This is a genomic window from Proteus sp. G2300 (assembly GCF_009915965.1).
In the GTDB taxonomy this organism is placed as follows: domain Bacteria; phylum Pseudomonadota; class Gammaproteobacteria; order Enterobacterales; family Enterobacteriaceae; genus Proteus; species Proteus vulgaris.
Genome location: NZ_JAABNK010000006.1, coordinates 106,515 through 129,486 on the forward strand (window position 1 = coordinate 106,515; position 22,972 = coordinate 129,486).

At 36.6% G+C, this 22,972-nt stretch carries 16 protein-coding genes; 7 read left to right on the top strand and 9 right to left on the bottom strand.

Going from position 1 to position 22,972, the window contains the following annotated elements:
• Positions 1 to 16 precede the first annotated feature (16 nt).
• The 5 genes from sufB to ydiJ form a co-directional block, all read right to left on the bottom strand.
• Positions 17 to 1,519, bottom strand: coding sequence for a Fe-S cluster assembly protein SufB (gene sufB / locus GWI97_RS04815; protein ID WP_036937296.1), 1,503 nt, complete (start codon positions 1,517 to 1,519; stop codon positions 17 to 19).
• Positions 1,520 to 1,536: 17 nt separating this feature from the next.
• On the bottom strand, positions 1,537 to 1,905 hold the full coding sequence (sufA, locus tag GWI97_RS04820) for a Fe-S cluster assembly scaffold SufA (protein WP_036937298.1): 369 nt from the start codon (positions 1,903 to 1,905) through the stop codon (positions 1,537 to 1,539).
• A gap of 416 nt (positions 1,906 to 2,321) precedes the next feature.
• Positions 2,322 to 2,939 (bottom strand): hypothetical protein, encoded by a 618-nt coding sequence (locus tag GWI97_RS04825; RefSeq protein WP_161751860.1) that lies wholly within the window; start codon positions 2,937 to 2,939, stop codon positions 2,322 to 2,324.
• A gap of 175 nt (positions 2,940 to 3,114) precedes the next feature.
• Positions 3,115 to 3,528, bottom strand: a complete 414-nt coding sequence (menI, locus tag GWI97_RS04830; RefSeq protein ID WP_036937311.1) for a 1,4-dihydroxy-2-naphthoyl-CoA hydrolase — start codon at positions 3,526 to 3,528, stop codon at positions 3,115 to 3,117.
• Positions 3,525 to 6,581 carry a D-2-hydroxyglutarate dehydrogenase YdiJ gene (gene ydiJ / locus GWI97_RS04835; RefSeq protein ID WP_087802525.1) on the bottom strand — a complete coding sequence of 1,019 codons (3,057 nt, stop codon included), beginning with the start codon at positions 6,579 to 6,581 and terminating at the stop codon, positions 3,525 to 3,527. Before ydiJ ends, menI begins: the two co-directional genes overlap by 4 nt.
• Before the next feature lie 216 nt (positions 6,582 to 6,797).
• Here ydiJ and ydiK point away from each other — a divergent pair, with 216 nt between their 5' ends.
• Complete coding sequence (gene ydiK, locus GWI97_RS04840; protein ID WP_036937316.1) at positions 6,798 to 7,910, top strand: AI-2E family transporter YdiK; 1,113 nt, start codon at positions 6,798 to 6,800, stop codon at positions 7,908 to 7,910.
• Positions 7,911 to 8,362: 452 nt separating this feature from the next.
• Here the strand turns inward: ydiK and ppsA are convergent, their stop codons facing one another.
• Positions 8,363 to 10,735 carry a phosphoenolpyruvate synthase gene (gene ppsA, locus GWI97_RS04845; protein ID WP_036937320.1) on the bottom strand — a complete coding sequence of 791 codons (2,373 nt, stop codon included), beginning with the start codon at positions 10,733 to 10,735 and terminating at the stop codon, positions 8,363 to 8,365.
• A gap of 218 nt (positions 10,736 to 10,953) precedes the next feature.
• Here ppsA and ppsR point away from each other — a divergent pair, with 218 nt between their 5' ends.
• Both ppsR and GWI97_RS04855 read left to right on the top strand, forming a co-directional pair.
• Entirely contained in the window at positions 10,954 to 11,820 is an 867-nt protein-coding gene (gene ppsR / locus GWI97_RS04850; protein WP_052038510.1) for a posphoenolpyruvate synthetase regulatory kinase/phosphorylase PpsR, read from the top strand.
• 121 nt (positions 11,821 to 11,941) lie between these two features.
• Positions 11,942 to 12,991 carry a 3-deoxy-7-phosphoheptulonate synthase gene (locus tag GWI97_RS04855; RefSeq protein WP_036937325.1) on the top strand — a complete coding sequence of 350 codons (1,050 nt, stop codon included), beginning with the start codon at positions 11,942 to 11,944 and terminating at the stop codon, positions 12,989 to 12,991.
• A gap of 76 nt (positions 12,992 to 13,067) precedes the next feature.
• Here the strand turns inward: GWI97_RS04855 and ascB are convergent, their stop codons facing one another.
• The 3 genes from ascB to licT form a co-directional block, all read right to left on the bottom strand.
• Positions 13,068 to 14,459, bottom strand: coding sequence for a 6-phospho-beta-glucosidase (gene ascB / locus GWI97_RS04860; RefSeq protein ID WP_087802531.1), 1,392 nt, complete (start codon positions 14,457 to 14,459; stop codon positions 13,068 to 13,070).
• Between the two features lie 10 nt (positions 14,460 to 14,469).
• Positions 14,470 to 16,374, bottom strand: a complete 1,905-nt coding sequence (gene bglF, locus GWI97_RS04865) for a PTS beta-glucoside transporter subunit IIABC (RefSeq protein ID WP_036937331.1) — start codon at positions 16,372 to 16,374, stop codon at positions 14,470 to 14,472.
• Positions 16,375 to 16,553: 179 nt separating this feature from the next.
• Positions 16,554 to 17,390, bottom strand: coding sequence for a BglG family transcription antiterminator LicT (gene licT, locus GWI97_RS04870; protein WP_036937334.1), 837 nt, complete (start codon positions 17,388 to 17,390; stop codon positions 16,554 to 16,556).
• A 616-nt stretch (positions 17,391 to 18,006) separates the two neighbouring features.
• Between licT and GWI97_RS04875 the strand changes: the two genes are divergently transcribed.
• From GWI97_RS04875 to GWI97_RS04890, 4 genes are all read left to right on the top strand, one after another.
• Positions 18,007 to 18,798 (top strand): histidine phosphatase family protein, encoded by a 792-nt coding sequence (locus tag GWI97_RS04875; RefSeq protein WP_161751861.1) that lies wholly within the window; start codon positions 18,007 to 18,009, stop codon positions 18,796 to 18,798.
• An 82-nt stretch (positions 18,799 to 18,880) separates the two neighbouring features.
• A complete protein-coding gene (locus GWI97_RS04880; RefSeq protein WP_036937339.1) occupies positions 18,881 to 20,224 on the top strand; it encodes an OprD family outer membrane porin in 1,344 nt (447 codons plus the stop codon).
• Positions 20,225 to 20,492: 268 nt separating this feature from the next.
• Entirely contained in the window at positions 20,493 to 20,675 is a 183-nt protein-coding gene (gene hemP, locus GWI97_RS04885) for a hemin uptake protein HemP (RefSeq protein WP_036937341.1), read from the top strand.
• A gap of 80 nt (positions 20,676 to 20,755) precedes the next feature.
• Positions 20,756 to 22,942, top strand: coding sequence for a TonB-dependent receptor domain-containing protein (locus tag GWI97_RS04890; protein WP_036937343.1), 2,187 nt, complete (start codon positions 20,756 to 20,758; stop codon positions 22,940 to 22,942).
• Positions 22,943 to 22,972: the final 30 nt, after the last annotated feature.

The following is a 22,972-nucleotide window of genomic DNA, read 5'->3' on the forward strand; positions in this document are numbered from 1 at the left end:
AGAATTTGGTTAATGCTTAACCAACGCTATGTTCTAAGCTGATTGCTAATAATTTTTGTGCTTCTACAGCAAATTCCAGCGGTAATTCTGAGAATACATCTTTACAAAATCCGTTTACAATCATTGAGATTGCATCATCTTCACTTAATCCACGCTGACGACAATAAAACAGTTGATCTTCACCAATGCGTGACGTTGTCGCTTCGTGTTCAAGCTGGGCAGAGTTATTCATTACCTCAACATATGGGAAGGTATGTGCACCACACTGCGTACCAATTAACATGGAATCACATTGTGTGAAGTTACGGGCATTTTTAGCACCAGGGAGCACTTTTACAAGTCCACGGTAACTATTTTGACTTTTACCCGCTGAGATACCTTTAGAGATAATGGTTGATTTGGTATTTTTACCAATATGGATCATTTTAGTGCCGGTATCTGCTTGTTGATTACCGTTAGTTAAGGCAACCGAGAAAAATTCAGCAGTAGAATTATCCCCTTTTAAAATTACACTTGGGTATTTCCATGTGATTGCAGAACCTGTTTCTGATTGCGTCCATGACATTTTGGCGTTTTCACCTTCGCAGATAGCACGCTTAGTCACAAAGTTAAGGATCCCCCCTTCACTATCGCCACCAGAGAACCAGTTTTGTACCGTAGAATATTTTACTTCGGCATCTTTATGGATAATGACTTCAACTACAGCGGCGTGAAGTTGATAACTGTCGCGAACGGGAGCTGAACAACCTTCGATATAACTGACATAACTGCCTTCATCAGCGACCAGAATAGTTCGTTCAAATTGACCTGTTTGTGCCGCATTGATACGGAAATAAGTCGATAACTCCATAGGGCAACGTACCCCTTTGGGAATATAGACAAAAGTACCATCAGACGCGACCGCGGCATTCAGTGCGGCAAAATAGTTATCATGACTTGAAACAACAGTCCCTAAATATTGGCGCACTAAATCAGGATATTCTTGAATAGCTTCACTAAATGAGCAGAAAATAATGCCATGTTCAGCAAGTTCTTCACGATATGTCGTTGAAACAGAAACCGAGTCAAAAATCGCATCAACGGCAACCGCTTGCCCTTCTCTTACAGGCACGCCTAGTTGATTGAAGGCATCTTCGACTTCTTTGGTTAAATAATCTTGTGCAACTTGTTTATCATCCGCCACCGCTTCATTTGTATCACTAGCACAACTACCATTAGCACAACATGAACTACAAGATGGTGCTGAATAATAACTATAATCCTGATAATTAAGTGCTGGATAATCCGCTTTTAACCAATGCGGTTCTTCCATTTCTAACCAATGGCGATAAGCATCTAAACGAAATTCCAGCATCCATTCTGGTTCATTTCTTTTTGCCGATATTGCACGCACAACCGCTTCATTTAACCCTTTTTCTAAGGCATCGGTTGAGATATCGGTATAAAAACCTTCTTTATAGTGATGATCACTTAGCCATCCCTGAACTTCATCACCAATTTCAACATTGCTCTGAGACATAATCTAACTTCACTATGTTATACCCCAAAGCTCTCACCACATCCGCAGACGTTTTGAGCTTTAGGATTATTAAATTTAAACATTTGATTAAGTCCTTCACGAACATAATCAACAACAAGCCCATCGATGAATGGCATTGCTTTCAATGAAACAAACAATTTTGCGCCATTATGTTCATAAACAATGTCGTCTTCACTGGGACCTGTAGCGAGTTCAATAACATAACCATACCCAGTACAACCAGAGGGTTTGATATTTAAGGAAAGCCCCTGTTTTTCAGGATTTTTCTCAACTAAATGACAAATATGTTTTGCTGCGTTATCTGTTAGTACAATACCTTGCCAAGCAGTCTCATTAAGAGAAAATGTTTCAACGTTGTTTGTCATTACTAACCTCATTTCGAAAGGAGATTGATATCTTTCCTGACACTAATGGTAATGATAACCCTTATCACTTCAACCATGTCTTTTGAAAGGATATTCTGTAAATGTGTATTTTTTGTTCTATTTTTGCACTTATTTTGTTAACAACATATGTTAACGCAATGTAATATAACACTTTTATATTTTTTCATTCTAAAAAATAAAACTTTTAATTTTTCTTATATTTCGCACAATACGCATATAAGTTGCAAAATAAATACACTTTATATGTTATCACTGAAATTTAGAGAAAAAAGCATAAAAGTGTGTTTTTACAACTAGCTTATTGAGCCTACTCACATTCATTTTTATGCTTTGATGAGGGATAAGATAGCACCACTTATGTGATGACCTCTTATTGGTTTGTGTGCTCTTCGATGTTATTTATTAATAGTGATAGTTTGAATATATTTGTCTGTACATTCAAGAGTTTGAATGTTTTTTTGTTTGTTCGATTGGCTATTGAAATTACTAATTAATTGCAGTTGCCATACTCGATTCGTTTTAAGATCTGCCGCTAAAATACCTTCATAGCTCACATTCTCTTTTGCATATTTTCCTTCAAAAAGGACATGTCGACTTTCAACATTTGAAATCGTTAATGGTTTTATTGATGTTAAAATTTCATTCATGCCATCTATTGCCGCAATATTATCAATGATGCCTTGTGCGCCAGCATCAACATCATAAGTCATTGCATCGATCATTTTAAAATAAACCAGACGAACCTCTGATAGATCACAAATAGGTTGTGATTTATAAACTATCATTTCTGTTGTAACGTCCTGCACATTATCAGGCAACATCTTAAAATAGTTTTCAGTATCTTCTCTGCTCATTGAAAATACTGTGGGATACGTCATATTAAAACCAGAAACAGTTTGTACAGGAATATTACTTATATTATTAGTTTCAGAGGCAGAATTATTATCACATCCGGTGAGTACTAAACCTGCGATTAATAATATTGTGGTGTTGAATTTTGAAATAGTTAACATTGTGAACATCTTTTCTTTTATTATGAAGATAATGATTATCATTAAAAATAAAATTTAAATAAAGAATAATTTTTATTTTCGTTCTCTATTTTTGTTCTTTTTTTTCACATTACCTATAAATACAAAAAACGCACAAAGCGAGTATTTCACTTTGTGCGTTTGACTTTTTACTTTCTTAAGAAATAACCGATGTGGTTAATCTTGAAATACATACTTGACGATTTTCATCATCAAATATTTCTATTGACCAAACTTGATGAGAACGACCTAAATGAATAGGTTTACATACTCCTCTCACCTTGCCTTCTCTGGCTGAACGAATATGGTTAGCATTAATTTCTAAACCCACAATTTTCTGTTCGCCTTCAGTACAAAGATACCCAGCAACTGATCCCAGTGTTTCAGCTAAAACAACGGAAGCACCACCATGTAAAAGCCCTAAAGGTTGTTTTGTACGATGATCAACTGGCATGGTACCTTCAAGATAATCATCACCAAGACATGTTAATTCAATACCTAAATAGCTCATCATATTGTTTTGCCCAATATGATTAAGATGCTCGATAGTCGTTTCACGTTTCCATATCATGGCATGATCTCCAAAAGTGCTTGTAATGGGTGTTTTAGCTCAATATTATCAATACGTTTTACCTGGCTACGACATGAATACCCGGTGCTTAAACAACGCATTGTTGGCAATGTTTTTAATGCATTACCCCATGAGAGTTGGTAAATACCCAACGAGTTTTCATAATTGTTCAGTTCATGTCCATAAGTACCCGCCATTCCACAACATCCCGTACTCACAAATTCGAGTTGTTGCCCATAACGTTGAAAAATAGCCTGCCACTGTTTCATGCTTTGTGGTAGAGCTGTCACTTCTGTACAGTGTCCGAAAAGATACCATTTTTCAGCATCATCACGAACTGATATTGGCTCAGAAACTAATTTACTTAACCATTCATGAACAAGTTGAACATTAAAATCACCACGCTTATCACCCAGTATTTCTCGATATTCATCGCGATAGCAAAGTACTAATGCGGGATCAACGCCCACCATTGGAATGCCTAGTTTTGCAATCCGATTAAGCATAGTTGACGTTTTTTGCGCTGTTTTACTAAATTTCTGTAAAAAACCTTTAATATGTTGTGCCTTACCATTAGGGGAAAATGGCAGTAAAACAGGTTTAAATCCAATCTTTTCAATTAGTTTAATAAAATCTGCAACCACTTTTGCATCGTAATAACTGGTAAAGGGATCTTGCACCACCAACACATAATGACTCCGTTGCTTATCCGATAAGCATTCTAAATCTTCTAACGTCATATCTAGAGCATGATGCCCAGCTAATAGCTGTTTTAATGTTGGCGATGACAGCAACGGTAAATCAATCATGCCTATCGTATGTTTACTCAATGACTGTACCAATGGTTGCTTCATAAAAAAGTTAAAGAACCCCGGCGCTTTAGCCATAATGGGTGTTGTTAGCTCAACATTCGCAACAATATGATCTTTTAATGGCCTTAAATAGCGCTGGTGATAAAGTTCAGTAAACTTAGAACGAAACGAGGGTACATCAATTTTAATCGGGCACTGAGTCGAACACGCTTTACAAGCCAAACAACCGTTCATTGCTGCTTTCACTTCATGTGAAAAATCATATTCCCCGCGTTTTGCTTTCCATGTATTACGTGTTTTCTCTATCAAACTTCTTAAACTAGATTTATTGTTCTCAAAACTAGATTCAAGTTGTTTTGGGCTAACACCTTGCTCGGTTAATAATCGTAACCATTCTCGTACAAGTGTGGCTCGCCCTTTAGGTGAATGAATGCGTTGTCCGCTAATTTTCATTGAAGGACACATAGGGCTCTTCGCATCAAAATTAAAACAAAGCCCATTGCCATTACAGTCTAAAGCTCCTTTAAAATCTTGACGGACAGATAAAGGGATAGTGCGATCAAACGTGCCTCGTTTAACAGTATCGACTTGTTTCATTGGTTCATCGACCTCTAACGGAGGGCAGATTTTTCCAGGATTAAGCCTATTTCGAGGATCGAACACCGTTTTTATTTGACGAAGTTCGTGATAGAGCGTTTCACCAAAAAATTCGGGGCTGTATTGCGCTCTAAAGCCTTTCCCGTGTTCACCCCAAAGCAAACCGCCATATTTAGCGGTTAACGTGACAATGTCATCTGAGATAGATTTCATCAATAATTCTTGTTGTGGATCGCACATATCAAGTGCAGGTCTTACGTGCAATACACCTGCATCAACGTGGCCAAACATGCCATAATGAAGCTGGTGCCTATCGAGCAATGCCCTAAACTCTGTAATATAATCAGCCAGATGTTCTGGTGGTACACAGGTATCTTCCACAAAAGGAATAGGTTTGGCTTGTCCTTTGGCATTACCTAATAAACCCACAGCCTTTTTACGCATGGCATAAATACGGTTAATATCCGCTAACTCATGACACACTTGATAACCAATAACTCCCCCTTGCCCTTCTTTCATTAATGAGTCTAATCGTTGGCATAATGATGTGACTTGAGAATGAATCAATACTTCATCGTCACCCGCAAATTCAACAATATTAAGCCCTTGCATATCTTTATTAGGTATATCGGTGATCAATTCTTTGACGGAGTGCCACACAATATCTTCACGAGCAAGATTTAATACTTTAGAATCAACGGTTTCAACAGAAAGTGCGTTGGCTTTAACTAAAAAAGGGGCATTACGCAATGCAGAATCAAAAGAGTCATATTTTACATTGACTAAACTACGCTGTTTAGGGATAGGTGTAATATCTAAAGTTGCTTCTGTAATAAACGCCAGTGTACCTTCTGACCCCGTTAAGATCCGTGTTAAATCAAAACGTTTCATGTCATCACTAAAAACATGGCGCAGATCGTAACCCGTTAAAAACCGATTCAATTTAGGGAACTTTTCAAGAATAAGTTTCCGTTGCGCTTTGCAACGGGATAAAACCGTTCGATAAACTTTACCGATAGCAGAGCTTTCTTGTGCAATGTTCTCGGCTAATGCAGTATCCATGGCTCGTGTTTCAAGGAGTTCTCCTCCTAGCAATACAGCTCTAACGCCAAGAACGTGGTCAGAGGTTTTACCGTAAACCATAGAACCTTGCCCTGACGCATCCGTATTAATCATCCCACCTAATGTGGCACGGTTACTAGTAGAAAGTTCTGGTGCAAAAAAGAAACCATAGGGTTTTAAAAAAAGGTTTAGTTCATCTTTTATTACACCTGCTTCAACTTTAACCCAGCGTTCTTCTGGGTTTATCTCGATAATTCGTTTCATATAACGAGATAAATCGACCACGATACCATCAGTCAATGCCTGCCCATTGGTTCCGGTACCTCCACCTCTCGGTGTCAAAGAAAGCGAGTGAAATTTGGATTCATCAACCAGGCGAGCAACAATAGTGACGTCAGCCGTTGAGCGAGGAAAAACCACCGCCTGTGGCAATAACTGGTAAATACTATTATCTGTTGCCATAGTGAGTCTGTCAGCATAACTGCTGGAGATATCACCGGTGAAGCCATTTTTTCGAAGAGTATCAAGAAATTCTGTTGTGAGTTCACTAACTTGCGGTGCTTGCGATATACGTGGGATCATTTGTTATAGCTCTTTAATCTAATAGTCCACATTGCTTAATTTTTGATGTTGAAAGGGATACTGAAAGGTACTTTTCCTCATTTTGTACTTTCAGACCGATACCTGTTCACCTTATCATACAATTCTGGCAAATTGCGTAGTGATATAAACAACGTGATATTTGCAATGTTTATTCATCTGCTTCTAGCATTTTTATTCGTGTAGGGATTTAAAACCATGGAAAAACCGCAGATCCATACAGATATACCCAAAGTTTTATTCACTGTTCTTTTTATTTCTTTTTTTATTATCGCCAGTTTTTGGATACTTACCCCTTTTATTGTAGGTTTTATTTGGGCTGGAATGATTGTTGTTGCTACATGGCCTTTACTATTGATTATTGAAAAACGGGTAAAATATCGTTGGCTATCTACCATGATAATGATGATCTTGATATTACTGATCTTTGTTATCCCTATTATTTTATTAATTAGTAGTGTTATTGATAATAGTGCGCCATTGATTGAGTTAGCTAAATCACCTTCGAATATTCAACCACCTCAATTATTATGGCTTAATGATATCCCGATGATTGGGAGCAAACTTTATGATACATGGCACTCTATTCTCGTTTCTGGCGGTAATGCGTTAATCACAAAAATCCAACCTTATGTTGGACAAGCCGCAAATTGGTTTTTTGCTCAAGCCTTAAATATTGGTCGATTTGCCCTGCATTTGGGGGTGATGTTGCTATTTTCAGGCTTGCTATTTTTACAAGGTGAAAATGTAGTATCTTGGTTGCGCCACTTTGCTATTCGTTTGGCAGGCCAACGAGGTGATGCTGCTATTTTATTGGCATCAATGTCTATTCGCGCAGTAGCGCTAGGTGTAGTTTTAACTGCCTTAATTCAAGCTATTGTCGGTGGTATTGGTCTTGCTGTATCTGGAGTCCCTTATGCTACAGTATTAACCGTTATTATGTTTATTTGTTGCCTTGCTCAAATAGGCCCTTTATTAGTACTCGTCCCCTCCGTTTTATGGTTATTTTGGACGGGTGATACGACTTGGGGCATTGTTATGGTGATTTGGGGCGGTGCGGTTGCAACCATGGATGGCGTATTACGACCTTATTTAATCAAAATGGGGGCCGATTTACCGATGGTATTAATTCTAACGGGAGTTATTGGTGGCATTTTGACATTAGGAATGATTGGATTATTTATTGGCCCGGTTGTTCTTGCTGTTGCACATAGTTTATTAAACGCATGGATTAATGAAGTACCAAAACCTAATCCTGATCTCACTGAAACAGTAGAATTTATGAATAAAAATTTTATTGAGAAAGAATAAATAATAATGGAGCATGTAAGTGTAGCTACTTACATGCTCTAAAAATAATAGACTAAAGTTTAATAAAGATTATCAATTTAGGAATGAATTATTATATTTTTATATTCAAACTTACAATTTGAAACAAATTACATTTTTTTAAACCCTTTTGTTACCAGCAAGTTATATTCACTTTGAAATAGGCCAATATTATTTTTATTGAGATAATTCTTAGAGCATAATTAACGCATTTCTCTTAATATAAATATCAACGAAACAAATGTTTCAACGAATTAATGATTTCGCCTTTCATATTTATAGATTAATTGGCGGAATTAAAGAATATAAAATATTGCTGTGTGTAGTCTTTGCCTGTCAGCCCATGATAGGCTTTTTTTTTACCTATTATTTAATAATTGTATAAAAAAAGCTCACATTATTTTGTGAGCTTTTTATTTATAATGATATTAATTTTATTGTGCTAATTTTACCCACGTTTTAATTACGGTATCTGGATTTAAAGATAAACTATCAATTCCCTCTTCCATTAACCACTGTGCAAAGTCTTCATGATCAGAAGGCCCTTGACCACAAATACCCACATATTTACCATTACGTTTAGCCGCTTGAATTGCCATTGATAATAATGCTTTCACTGCATCATTACGCTCATCAAACAGTGAAGATACCACCCCCGAATCTCGATCAAGACCTAATGTTAATTGGGTCATGTCGTTAGAGCCGATAGAGAAACCGTCAAAATGTTCTAAGAATTTATCCGCTAGTAAAGCATTTGATGGAATTTCACACATCATAATCACTTTTAAGCCATTCTCACCACGTTTCAAACCGTTAGTCGCTAATTCTTCAATAACTTCTTCAGCTTGGCGTACAGTACGAACAAATGGGATCATCACCTCAACATTATCTAAGCCCATATCATTACGAACACGTTTTACTGCTTCACACTCAAGCGCGAAACAGCGACGGAAATCGTCAGATACATAACGACCAGCGCCACGGAATCCTAACATTGGGTTCTCTTCATCTGGCTCATAACGATCGCCACCGACTAAGTTAGCATATTCGTTAGATTTAAAGTCAGACAAACGAACAATCACACGCTTAGGCCAGAATGCAGCGGCCAATGTCGCAATCCCTTCTGTTAATTTACTGATATAATATTCAACAGGAGATTCATAGCCCGCCATCATCTCATTAATTTCAGCTTTTAACGCTTCACTTTGGTCGTCATATTCTAATAACGCACGAGGGTGGACACCAATCATACGGTTGATAATAAATTCTAAACGTGCAAGACCAACACCGTCATTAGGCAAGCCTGCAAAATCAAATGCACGATCAGGATTACCGACGTTCATCATGATTTTCAGATCAAGTTCAGGCATGTTATCGATTGCGGAGCTCTGAATAGAAAAATCCAGTTTACCATCATAGACAAACCCCGTATCACCTTCAGCACAAGAAACCGTAACGACTTGCCCTTCTGTAATACATTCTGTTGCATCACCACACCCCACAACAGCAGGAATGCCTAATTCGCGTGCAATAATTGCGGCATGACACGTTCTACCACCACGGTTGGTCACAATCGCAGAGGCTTTTTTCATGATAGGTTCCCAATCTGGGTCTGTCATGTCAGTAACCAGTACATCACCAGTTTCTATTCTATCCATCTCATTTAAGTTATGAATAACTTTGACTGTACCTGTACCAATGCGATGACCAATAGCACGACCTTCAATAATGACTGAACCACTTTCATTTAGCTGATAGCGTTCCATCACTTGTTGATTAGAGCGAACTGTTTCAGGGCGAGCTTGTACAATGTATAAACGACCATTATGCCCATCTTTAGCCCACTCAATATCCATAGGGCGTCCATAATGACGTTCAATCAATACGGCTTGTTTTGCTAACTCTTGAACTTCATTATCAGTCAAAGAGAAACGATTGCGCAGTGATTCTGGGGTATCTTCAATACGAACCTGTTTACCATGCTCAACACTGTCTGCGTAAACCATTTGGATCTTTTTAGAACCAAGGTTACGACGAACAATGGCAGGTAGACCTTTTGCTAAAGTTGGTTTATGTACATAAAATTCATCAGGGTTTACCGCCCCCTGTACCACCATTTCACCTAAACCATACGCTGATGTAATAAAGACAACCTGATCAAAACCAGATTCTGTATCAATGGTAAACATCACACCTGAAGAAGCAAGATCTGAACGTACCATACGTTGAACACCCGCAGATAAGGCAACACCACGGTGATCATAACCTTGGTGAACACGATAAGAAATTGCACGATCGTTAAATAACGAAGCAAATACGTGTTTGATTGCGACAAGTATGGCATCAATACCTTGAACGTTTAAAAACGTCTCTTGTTGACCTGCAAAAGAAGCATCAGGCATATCTTCTGCAGTTGCCGATGAACGAACAGCAAAAGAAGCTTCTGATTCGCCTTCACTTAATGTGAGATAAGCATCGCGAATATCTTTTTCAAACTGAGGCGTAAAAGGCGTATCAATTACCCATTGGCGAATTTGATTACCTGCCTGAGCTAGTTGATGAACATCATCAACATCAACTCTATCAAGTAATTCATAAATACGCTGATTGATACCGCTCTGTTCCAGAAAATCATTAAACGCTTGCGCTGTGGTAGCAAACCCATTAGGAACAGAAACACCCAGTTCCGCGAGGTTTGTGATCATTTCACCGAGGGAAGCATTTTTCCCACCAACACGATCAACGTCATTCATACCTAATTGGTTATACCAAAGTACATTGCACGGGGTGAGGCTATTGCTGGACATTGAGAACAATCCTTTTTTAAACAATTATGAGAGAGAGAAAAAAAGAAAAACCCGCTGTCAAAATGACAACGTAAATAAGCGTATCACAATGTGATGCTGAATATAGAAAGGTGAATCGATCAACCAGAAAACTTTATTTTTTTATCCTTTATAATCACTAAAAATGCTATAGATAATATTGTTTGATTTGATAATTCAGCTAAAAAAAGGTGAGTGTTATGATATTAAGCTTGAATTCTATTAATTGTGATAATAATGAACCTATTGATAGAACAGTCTTTTTTATCTCTGATGGTACAGCTATTACGGCAGAAGTATTAGGTCATGCCGTACTTTCTCAATTTCCATTAAAAATGAAAAGTTATACATTACCTTTTGTTTCTACAGTGGAAAGAGCAGAAGAAATAAAACAGAAAATCGCTGAAATTTATAAAAAGAGTGGCGCAAAACCCCTTGTTTTTTATTCTATAATTAGTCCTGAAGTTAAACAGATAATAAATAGTAGTGAAGGTTTTTGTCAGGACATTGTGCAATCCCTCGTATTACCCCTTGAAAAAGAAATAGGTATTCAAGCATCACCAAAATTAAACAAAACCCACGGCTTAACAGAAAAAAACCTTAGCAAATATGATGCTCGTATTGCTGCAATCGAATACACCCTTTCCCATGATGATGGCATATCGTTACGTAACCTCGATCAAGCACAAGTGATTTTAATTGGCGTTTCTCGTTGCGGGAAAACCCCCACCAGCCTCTATTTAGCCATGCAATTTGGTATCCAAGCAGCCAATTATCCATTTACGGCAGATGATATGGATTTCTTAAAACTCCCTGTTGAATTAAAAGAGTATCAACATAAATTATTTGGCTTGACCATTGCGCCAGAACGTCTCGCTGCCATTAGAAGCGAGCGCCGCGAAAATAGCCGTTACGCCTCGATTCGCCAATGTAGAATCGAATTAGCGGAAGTCGAAGCACTTTTTAGAAAAAACAATATTCCTTATCTCAATACCACTAATTATTCTGTAGAAGAAATTTCAACCAAAGTCATTGATTCGATGGGATTAGCAAGAAGAATGTTCTAAACCCTAACCATATTTTTTTTATTGATTTTTCTCTAATAACGCTGTTGAAATTAGCTGAATTTCGTTTATTGTGATCTTAATCACTGGGTAGACTTACCCTGTATATTTATTGAGATAAATTATGTTAAAGACAGACGAACTACGGACTAAGGCTTTAGACAGTCTGGTAACACCAGAAACCTTAGCAAAAGAGTTCCCCATTTCTGATGAGATAACTCAAAATATCACATCAGCACGTAAACGAATTGAAGCAATCCTTACCGGCGAAGATAAGCGACTTTTAGTGATCGTAGGACCTTGCTCTATCCATGATCCTAAAGCTGCTAAAGAGTACGCTATTAAGCTTAATCAGCAAAAAGTGCGTTATCATGACCGCTTAGAAATTGTCATGAGAACCTACTTTGAAAAACCACGTACAGTGATTGGTTGGAAAGGTTTAATTTCAGATCCTTACCTTGATAATTCATGCAATGTTAATGAAGGTATCCGCCTTGCAAGAAAATTATTAATTGAGATAAACACGCTGGGTTTACCAACAGCAACCGAATTCCTTGATATGGTTACGGGACAATATATTGCAGATTTAATTAGTTGGGGCGCTATTGGCGCAAGAACAACAGAAAGTCAAGTTCATCGTGAAATGGCATCTGCACTTTCTTGCCCTGTAGGCTTTAAAAATGGCACTGATGGTAATACCCGTATTGCTATTGATGCTATTCGAGCCTCTCGTGTTGGTCACACATTCTTGTCACCTGACAAAAATGGCCAAATGACGATTTACCAAACCAGTGGTAATCCTTATGGCCATATTATTATGCGTGGCGGTAAGAAACCTAATTACCATGCAAGTGATATTGCAGATGCGGTTGATGCACTAAAACAAGTAGATTTACCTGAACATCTTATTATCGACTTTAGTCATGGTAATTGTGAAAAAATTCATCGTCGCCAATTAGAAGTAGCGCGCAATGTCAGTCAACAAATCAAAGATGGCTCACAAGCCATTGTTGGTGTTATGGCTGAAAGCTTTTTACAAGAAGGCTCACAAAAAGTCGTACCAGAAAAACCACTGGTTTATGGACAATCGATCACCGATCCTTGCTTAAGTTGGAATGATACTGAGCAATTGCTTCAATTATTAGCACAAGCGGTTGAGAGTCGATTTCAATAAACGCAATATTGAAATACAGTAAAAAGGAGAGCCTTAGCTCTCCTTTTATTTCCATTATCAGAAAGAAATTATCATATTAACGCAATAATTCACCTTGAGATTGGATAATGCTTTGATACCAATAAAAGCTTTTCTTACGTTTTCTTTCTAATGAGCCTTTTCCTTGGTCGTCTCTATCCACATAAATAAAGCCATAACGTTTAGACATCTCAGCTTTTGACGCACTCACCAAATCAATCGGTCCCCAACTGGTATACCCCATTACATCAATACCATCTTCAATCGCATCACCGATTTGTACCAGATGATCGTTAATATACTGAATACGATAATCATCATTGATTTCGCCTTCCGAAGTGATTTTATCAATCGCGCCAAGTCCATTCTCTACAACAAATAAAGGTTTTTGATAACGATCCCACAATAGATTAAGCACAATACGAATACCTTTAGGATCGATTTGCCATCCCCATTCAGAACTTTCTAAGTAAGGATTTGGCACCATACTGAGAATATTTCCTCGCTTCATCTCATATTCTTCTTTATCTGCGGTAATACAACCGGTCATATAATAACTAAATGATACAAAATCGACCGTTTGTTTGAGATCTTGTCGGTCTTCATCCGTTATCACAACATCAATATGATTATCTCTAAAATAACGCAACATATAAGCAGGATATTGACCACGGCATTGTACATCACCAAAAAATAGCCATTTACGATTTTCGTTCATAGCTTCCCAAACGTCGTCTGGCTTGCATGTTAATGGGTAAACCAATCCACCTAATAACATATTGCCGATCTTTGCATCCGGAATAATACAATGACACGCTTTAACAGCTCTGGCACTGGCAACTAACTGATGATGTATGGCTTGATAAATCTCTGATTGTGTTCTTTCACCCGCTAAACCAACCCCCGTCATTGGTGCATGTAATGACATATTGATTTCATTAAAGGTAAGCCAAAGTTTAACTTTATTTTTATAACGTTGAAAAACGCTGCAAGCATAACGCTCAAAAAATGCAATAGTCTTACGATTTCCCCAACCACCATATTGCGTCACTAAGTGATAAGGCATTTCATAATGAGATAAGGTAATAATCGGCTGAATATTATATTTAGCCATTTCATCAAATACGCGATCATAAAATGCCAGCCCTTCTTCATTAGGTGTAGATTCATCACCTAATGGAAAGATACGGCTCCATGCAATAGAGGTTCTTAAGCAGGTAAAACCCATTTCAGCAAAGAGTGCAATATCTTTTGCATATTGATGATAAAAATCGATAGCAATATCTTTAATACAAAAATCATTTTTTGCTCTTTCAACCACAGGCCCAAAAATACCTTGTGGTTGAACATCTGAAGTACTTAACCCTTTACCTGCAGTTAAATAAGCGCCTTCAACTTGATTAGCAGCAATAGCGCCTCCCCATAAAAATGTATTAGGAAATTTCTTCATTGTTAACTCCTTATTGATGATTAACGCTGATAAGCGCTGAACCCGAATTCACCGGTTTATTTAACTCCAGGCTAGTAATTGCACTGTAATTATCGGTATTGCTCACAATAACGGGGGTTGTTAAATCATAACCAGCCTCAAGAATTTTTTTACGATCAAAAGTAAGTAATAAATCACCTGTTTTAAATGTATCCCCTACTTTAACTTTGGGTGAGAAATACATCCCATTTAACTTAACGGTATCAATTCCAATATGAATAAATAACTCAATACCCTTTTCGCTTAATAAGCCCAAGGCATGGCCTGTTTTAAAAAACGAAGCAACTTCACCATCAAAAGGCGCATAAACCTCGCCAGCACTTGGAATAACAGCGACACCTTCACCTAATAAACCACTCGCAAAGGTTTCATCTGGTGTATTTTTTAATGAAATCACTATGCCTGATAACGGTGAATATACTATTTCCTGTTCTGAGTTTTGCTCAGCACTGCTCAGAGGGTTTGCTGGTGAGTGAATAGTCGGTTCGGACTCTGCGTTATTTTCTTTTTTCAGCCCGAATAAGCGCGTTGCAACGCATGCGAAAACAAATGAAATTGATGAACCAATAATGGCCCCCCATACAGTACTATCAATTCCTGTTGTAGGTATAATTTGTGTGAAAGTAAAAATATTTACTAAACCAAATGAAAAGGTAAGTGTATTGCTATAACCAACTATCGCGCCACCAATGCTGCCACCAATACAGGCAAAAATAAAAGGCTTACGCAACGGTAAAGTGACTCCATATACCGCAGGCTCTGTAATACCAAAAATACCCGCAGTGACTGATGAGCCCGCCATAATACGTAATTTAGTCTCTCGAGTTGCCCATAAAACGCCAAGTGTTGCGCCAACTTGCCCTGCGATTGCTGGTAATAGTAAAGGCACTAGCGCATCTTGACCTAATACACTCAGATTATTAATACTGATGGGGATAATGCCCCAATGTAGACCAAAAATAACGCAAACTTGCCAAATCCCTCCCATAATCGCACCTGCGATAACTGGCGTTACGTTATAAGCGGACTGAAAACCATCAGCAATCAATAAACTTATCCAAGTTGCTAAAGGCCCTATGACTAAAAAAGTCAGCGGTACAATAATTAATAAACACAGTAACGGAGCAATGAAGTTTTTCATGGATGAAGGCAACATGGTATTTAATTTTTTTTCTAATAAACAACTCACCCAAGCAGCAAAAATAATAGGAATAACCGATGCACTGTAATTAATAAATGTAACAGGAATACCTAAAAAATATTCAGTAGTTTCTTGTTGAAATGCTGCAAGCATTAATGGATGAACTAATGCACCGCCAATTGCCATGGTTAAGAATGGATTCCCGCCAAATTTATTTCCTGCGGTATAACCTAAAACAAGAGGAAAAAAGTAAAATAACGAATCGCTTGTAGCAAATAGAATTTGATAACTTCCACTTGAAGCGGACAACCAATTTAAAGTGATTGCTAATGATAATAGTCCTTTTAAAATACCTGACGCTGCCATGATCCCCAAAATTGGAGTAAAAATACTAGATACAATATCTATAAAGTGGCTAAAAATATTGTCCTTACGCTTTTTCTTTTTGTTATTACAAGTATTTTCACTTTGAAAATTTCTATTTTTTACCTCACCAATAAGAGCAACAATCGCCTTATACACCTCACTGACATGATTACCAATAACAACCTGGAATTGCCCACCACTTTCAACAACAGTAATAACCTCCGTATTTTGCTTTAACACTTCGACATTGGCTTTAGTACTATCTTCCAGTTTAAAACGCAAACGAGTTGCACAATGTATCACACTGAGGATATTGTCTTTCCCACCTACATTATTAATGATTTGTTCTGCTAATGTTCGGTATTCCATACTCAATTCCTTTATGACTTAAATAATGAAATGCTTAATCAACAATGAATATGTAAAAAAAAACCTGACTACTCTCATTAACAAATGGGAGTAAATCAGGTTTTGCCTACCGAATATCGGCAGTAACAATCCATCACATTTTAATTTGATATTTTTATATCAACTACACGCTTGATTAATTAATCATGTCGTTTCTTTCTTAATCGCTCAATATGAATAACTAAAAACATACGTTCTTCATCCGTTAACTCACGCTGATATTTATTCAGCAAAAACTGACTGATTTTTTCTGCGCAGCACCAAGAAAGTGGGTAATTTTCTTTGATAACAATATGCATAGAAACATCATCATTAGGCACTGTTTTTCGACTCATCATTCTGTGGGTAAAAAATTTCAAATGTGTGACGAATCGCTGATAGTCTAAAGTATCTTCTTGATATTCAATATTAAAATGATACTTAACGATATTCATGACCTCATGCATGATAGTCATGGTTTCCATCACAATTGGCATATCACCCGTTAATTGTGCATTAACAAAGTGAAGAGCGATAAACCCAGCTTCATCAACAGGTAATGCCACCTGTAATTCTTGTTCAATCCGCTTTAATCCTTCTAGCCCAAGTTGATACTCTTTAGGGTATAAGCGCTGAATTTCCCACATCATAGTATTTGAAATAGCCAACCCTTTTTTCTGCCTTTCAATGGCATAATTGCAGTGATCTGTTAACGCAATATAAATATTTTCATTAAGCTCGCCTAATTGATTACGAGCAACAGAAATCATGCTATCGCAGACCTTCATGACAGAAATTGGAATGTGACTCAATAACTCACTTAAACGAGAAATAAGTTCATTACTGCGTAACTCGAATATTTTCTCAATTTTATCTCGTTCAATGTCTTCATTAACTTTCTTTTGAAACGCTAATCCCCTTCCCATAACAACGAGCTCTTGGTTATTTTCACTTAAGGCAATGACCACATTGTTATTTAATATTTTTGCGATCTTCATTTTATTTCCCCAAAAATGAAAAAACCCGATAGTTCCATAGCAATCTATGGTCTTATCAGGTTTTGCCTGCTAATATCATTAGCAGTAACAATCCGGTAAACTCGTTTTCCTACTGTAAACAAACCTTTTACGTTATTCAAATCACAATTTTAAAAAGTGTGACTTTCATATCACTTTTATGTGATATACAAATTTCAGCAGATTGACTCCTTAATTAAATTTCTTTATGTTCAATAAAATAAAAAGTATTACTCATCATAAATATTCTAAAGAGATATTTTAGAGTAACTTATTCATTTTTCAATTTTATTTATCATCAATAAGGTGTAATAAACTTAATATAGTATTATATTTCAATCATGAAATTCATAATTAATAAGAATATATCTAACTTATTATCCTATGAACTCGATCACACTTATTAATACTAATAATAAATAGTGTTTTTTTTTATTATATTTGGTGCTACCGTTATCGATGTTGGATTGTTACTGTTAAATACAGGCGAAACCTACGTAAGATAAATCGAACAAGCATAATACCGTTTATGCCTGTCTCGTTTCTCTAGCGTAGGTTTTTTTTTGCTTATTAAAAAGACCATTCTATGAGGATTATTATGAAAAAATGGCTTATCGCATTAATTTTAGCAATGAGTACATCAACCAGCTTTGCCACTGAAACAGCGATTAGTGTTAAAGGAGATGACGGTATCACTATTTATTTTGCTCGTCATGGTAAAACATTGCTAAATACTTTTGATCGAGTTCAAGGTTGGGTAGATTCGCCATTAACAGAAGACGGTATTCGTGTTGCTCGTTATTTGGGCGAAGGTTTAAAAGGTATACCTTTTGATAGTTTTTATTCTAGCGATGCCGGACGTCAACGTGAAACAATGAGTGTGATATTAAAACAAATAGGTATCGAAAATTATAAATTAAATGAACTCAGTGGATTACGAGAAGCTTTCTTTGGTGGATTTGAAGGTGGATTTAATATAGATATGGCTGATGCTGGTGCAAAACAGCTCTACCTAAAAGATGCTACAACTTTATTTAATCAAATGAAAGCAGGCACAATTACTGCAGAGGAAAACCAAAATGCTTTAGCCGCTGCTGATCCTAAGAAAATGGCAGAAAATTATCAGCAAGTAAAAGCACGCACTCAAGAGGCACTTTATACTATTGTTAAAAATGCCCAAGAACATGGTGATAAAAATATTCTGGCAATTTCATCGGGTATTGCAATGCAAATTATGATCTCTGATTTAACCGATGATATTGCAAAAAATAAACCACTTTCTAATGCTGCTGTTGTTAAAATTATTTATAAAGATGGCAAATATACCGTGACTGAAATTGGTACACTAAAATATGTCGAGATAGGAAAGCAATCTTTCGCTCAAAAATAAAGTTAATATCTAATTATTCATGTGACATATTCAGGCGAAATAGCTTCGCCTGGGTAACTACGCTTATCCACTGGGGAATATTATGAAAATAAAGATGATAAGTATCATCATAATTTTATTAATTAATCCAATAAAAACATTAGCTAAAATACCAGAAAATAATATTAAAGAAAATCATTTTATAGATACCGTATTTGAAGATCCTTTATTTAGTCAATCTACCATGTCGCTGTCATTAAAAAACTATTGGAAATATTTAAAAGAAGAGGATACCGGTAGTACTCGTGTTCATAATGCATGGGGACAAGGCTTTGGTCTTGATTTTCAATCTGGTTATTTCGCTAATATTATTGGCTTTGACGTTGCTTATTACGGTGCAGTTAAATTAGGTGCAAGTGATTATTTTAATTCTCGTGGTGTACTATATAATCACGGAGAAGGAAATAATAAGAATAATGCGGAAGGCTACTCTAAATTTGGTCAACGTAATATAAAATTACAATATCAACTTGCTGATATTAATTTCAATACGCGTTGGGGATGGCAAACAATAAAAAACGTTGGCGTCATTTCTAATTCAACACGTTTATCGCCAACTACTTATTCAGGTTGGACCGGTTCTGTCAATTATGGTGCATTAACATTACGAGGCGCTTATATTGAAAACGCTATGGATCGTAATTCACCAGATAAAAAACAATTTCAAACCAACAGTGGTGAATATATTAATCACATTGCCAGTAGTGATTTATTGTGGAAAAGTAATAATCTGAATATGCAATATGGGTATGGTGAAAGTGATAATTATCTACGTCGAAGTATCTTATTTTTAAATATGAAGCCCATAAAAGAACTAAATATAGGTACACAAATTTATACAACTCATGCTTTAGATAAATATAAAATAATGTCTACCAATAAGAGAGACTTTGATAATAATGCTTGGCATTTTGCCATCGATGTTAAATGGCAGACAGATAATTGGAGCACTAAATGGGGATTAGGTTATACTAATGCAAATAAATCCAATGAAGTGGGCTTTTATCCACGAGCAATGAGTAAAAACTCACGGGGTACATTTACTTCGATGGCATTTGCCGGAAATGATTATATGCGTGATGGTGAAATTGTACTTTCAACGATGTCAGATTACACCTTAACTCCTGAACTGGTTGTTGGATTTGCTGGTAATATTGCTCAGTTTAACTATCGTGGTAATCATGTTCGTACTGGTGAAATTAATGCCTTCAGTCGCTGGGTTCCGGCTAATTCAAAACTTAAAAACCTCACTGTTTGGGCTATGTTTGGTCCTGGTTGGTCTTATCAAATGAAAGGCAAAACTCCTGTTCTAACTAATGGTAAATATCATCACGCCAATACACTCTCTTCAGAAATTGTCATCGAATATAAATTTAATTTATTTTAACTATTATGTCTCATCATTTTGGTGAGACATCACCCTCTTTTCCTACCGCACCTTTAATACTTAACCACAAGAGTATTATAAAACAACACATTTATCATTTAGGTTATTCATCCGTTGTGTGATTTTTCTTCAGATTTTTTCTTATCTCGCTCAAATGACTCACAATATGACTTAAATTTACCTCTTTGCGTTAAAAAAAGCTTGTTTAAATACTTTTGTTAACGATAATGATTATCATAATGATAACGCTTATTACTCTTGCTTGATTATGAATAAAAAAGCTAATAATTTGGAGAATTCTTTAACTAAACAGAATTCTCATTCTTCAATAATTCAATCTATCAATAGTATTGAATTATTGGGTAAAAATGGCGTGGTTTACATTCAACATAACGGAGAGCTGTATCAACTACGTCAAACAAAAGCAGGAAAATTAATCCTGACTAAATAATCATTTTGACAATAACGTGCAAGCCACCTACCACCACAGCTAGGCAGCCAGCTAAATAACTCCATATACAAGGATTTTTTATGGACATTTATGGTATGTGTATGCTGAAAAAACATTACAAATATTCAGGTATAGCAACAACACTGTGTTTGTTGTACACCCCGATTACCTCTGCACAATCAGACAATACAGAGATGGACTCTCTCACAGTTGTTGGCCATTCTATTGATAAAAAAATTCACGACTTTCATTCCATTCTTGATAGTTCAACACCTCTGGCACAAACTGCATCAACAACCGGTGAAATGCTAAACAAAGTGGCTGGTACAACAATATCCGGAACAGGTGTTACGAATGGTGCCAACATCCTTATGCGTGGCTATGATCAAAAAGGTGTTAAAATTTTGGTCGATGGCATTCAGCAACCTTTAGAAAATACCATAAATAATTTAGGTGGTATTTTTCTTGATCCTTCATTAATAAAGCGCATTGATATAAAACATGGCTCATCACCTGTATTACATGGTAATGGTGCTATGGGTGGTGTTGTTTCATTTCAAACACTAGACCCACGAACTCTATTGCATGCTAATGAAAAATTGAGCGCTAAACTCTTTACCTCTGTTTCATCGGCAGATAAACATTTTACATATGGCGGTATTCTTGCTGGGCGAGTCGATATTGCTGAAGGTTTATTTGCTTATAGCCAGCGTCAACGAGGTCCTATTCATTTAGCTAATGGTGATAAACTCGAAAACCACGAACACATTAAAAACTTTTTTGCCAAAGCCTATCTTTATCCAACAACAGCCCAGACACTTCTTCTGTCTGCTCGTCATTATTATAATGATGGAAAGCAACGTGAAGTATTACACCGTATGGGTGGCTATGGTAAAAATGAAAGTAACCAAGTTGAACGTCGATCTGAACAAAAAAACTATTCTTTAACTTATTATTATGAACCTGAAGCGAATACGTGGATTAATTTAACCAGCCATTTGTATTATTCAGAGTTCAATATTAATCAAACATTTTTAACTGACACATCTCTTTCTGACTATCAACGTAGAAAAAACCAGCAAGGGAAAATAGGTAGAAATGAAGATCGGACACAATCAACTTATGGATTGAAATTCGAAAACAACGCTCAATTTTCCTATTTAGAAAAATTTAATCAAAAGCTCACTTTAGGTACAGAAGCTTATCAGCAAAAAATGGTTTCTAACCAAGCGGCCAAAAACTTTCCTCTTGCAAAAATGATTTATGTTGCTGGTTGGCTAGAAAGTCAACTTTCAACACCACATATTCCTTTAGCATTAACAACTGGATTACGTTATCACTATTACAAAAACAAACCTCAAAGTGAGTTAAATTCGCTTTTAGAAGACTTTAAACAGCATAAACCCGATTTTCATCAAACAAGTGAAAATGAAATTAGTAAAAATATTGCGCTAACCTTTACACCGGCACAATGGCTACAACTCTATACCTCATATTCAACCAATATGAGAGTACCGACACTAAATGAAATGTTTAACGATTCACTTCATTTTGAGATACCCGCTATTTTTGGGCGTACCGCAAAAGGATTTTGGATCCCAAATCCGAATCTTAGACCTGAGAAAAATCGCACTTGGGAATATGGTGGAAAACTAACTTTTTCACACTTACTAACATCTGACGATGAATTTTCTCTAAATGTGGCTTATTTTGATACAAAAGCGATAGACTATATTACGTATGATGTTTGGGATGCTCGTGTATTAACGAAAAAACTTCATCTACAAGCCATTAATATTCCCCAAGCACTTATTGAAGGTGTTGATCTCGGTCTGCGCTATTCACATCCATTCATTTCTATTGGGTTAGGTTATAACCGTACTCAAACCCTTGAATTAACATCTCATGAAACCATTTCACCGGTTCGCCCTGAAATACTGACGACTTTTATTCAACTTCCTGTTGCTAAAACACCATTCTCATTAGGGTGGTCAGGAAAATTTGCCAGCGCAACTGAGAATAGAGGGACGCATAAAGGAAGAGCGCCTCATGTAAAAGGGAAAACCACGAATCGCATGCAAGAGCTAATAACTCAATATCCAGGTTATGGCATCCATGATTTTTCAATTAGTTATCAATCTCAAAACAATAAAGATATTCAAGCTGCATTGGTGCTCGCAAATGCCTTTAATCGAGAATATTTCTCAGCGATGGGCGTACCACAAGAAAGCAGAAATATCAAAATGTCCGTCAGTTATCGCTGGTAGATGAGGAGCAATAATTTATATAACAAAGGG

What these genes read in the sequence shown, in the direction of transcription:
- sufB (WP_036937296.1), bottom strand. Translation starts at nt 1,519, where the DNA reads ATGTCTCAGAGCAATGTTGAAATTGGTGATGAAGTTCAGGGATGGCTA.
- sufA (WP_036937298.1), bottom strand. Translation starts at nt 1,905, where the DNA reads ATGACAAACAACGTTGAAACATTTTCTCTTAATGAGACTGCTTGGCAA.
- GWI97_RS04825 (WP_161751860.1), bottom strand. Translation starts at nt 2,939, where the DNA reads ATGTTAACTATTTCAAAATTCAACACCACAATATTATTAATCGCAGGT.
- menI (WP_036937311.1), bottom strand. Translation starts at nt 3,528, where the DNA reads ATGATATGGAAACGTGAAACGACTATCGAGCATCTTAATCATATTGGG.
- ydiJ (WP_087802525.1), bottom strand. Translation starts at nt 6,581, where the DNA reads ATGATCCCACGTATATCGCAAGCACCGCAAGTTAGTGAACTCACAACA.
- ydiK (WP_036937316.1), top strand. Translation starts at nt 6,798, where the DNA reads ATGGAAAAACCGCAGATCCATACAGATATACCCAAAGTTTTATTCACT.
- ppsA (WP_036937320.1), bottom strand. Translation starts at nt 10,735, where the DNA reads ATGTCCAGCAATAGCCTCACCCCGTGCAATGTACTTTGGTATAACCAA.
- ppsR (WP_052038510.1), top strand. Translation starts at nt 10,954, where the DNA reads ATGATATTAAGCTTGAATTCTATTAATTGTGATAATAATGAACCTATT.
- GWI97_RS04855 (WP_036937325.1), top strand. Translation starts at nt 11,942, where the DNA reads ATGTTAAAGACAGACGAACTACGGACTAAGGCTTTAGACAGTCTGGTA.
- ascB (WP_087802531.1), bottom strand. Translation starts at nt 14,459, where the DNA reads ATGAAGAAATTTCCTAATACATTTTTATGGGGAGGCGCTATTGCTGCT.
- bglF (WP_036937331.1), bottom strand. Translation starts at nt 16,374, where the DNA reads ATGGAATACCGAACATTAGCAGAACAAATCATTAATAATGTAGGTGGG.
- licT (WP_036937334.1), bottom strand. Translation starts at nt 17,390, where the DNA reads ATGAAGATCGCAAAAATATTAAATAACAATGTGGTCATTGCCTTAAGT.
- GWI97_RS04875 (WP_161751861.1), top strand. Translation starts at nt 18,007, where the DNA reads ATGAAAAAATGGCTTATCGCATTAATTTTAGCAATGAGTACATCAACC.
- GWI97_RS04880 (WP_036937339.1), top strand. Translation starts at nt 18,881, where the DNA reads ATGAAAATAAAGATGATAAGTATCATCATAATTTTATTAATTAATCCA.
- hemP (WP_036937341.1), top strand. Translation starts at nt 20,493, where the DNA reads ATGAATAAAAAAGCTAATAATTTGGAGAATTCTTTAACTAAACAGAAT.
- GWI97_RS04890 (WP_036937343.1), top strand. Translation starts at nt 20,756, where the DNA reads ATGGACATTTATGGTATGTGTATGCTGAAAAAACATTACAAATATTCA.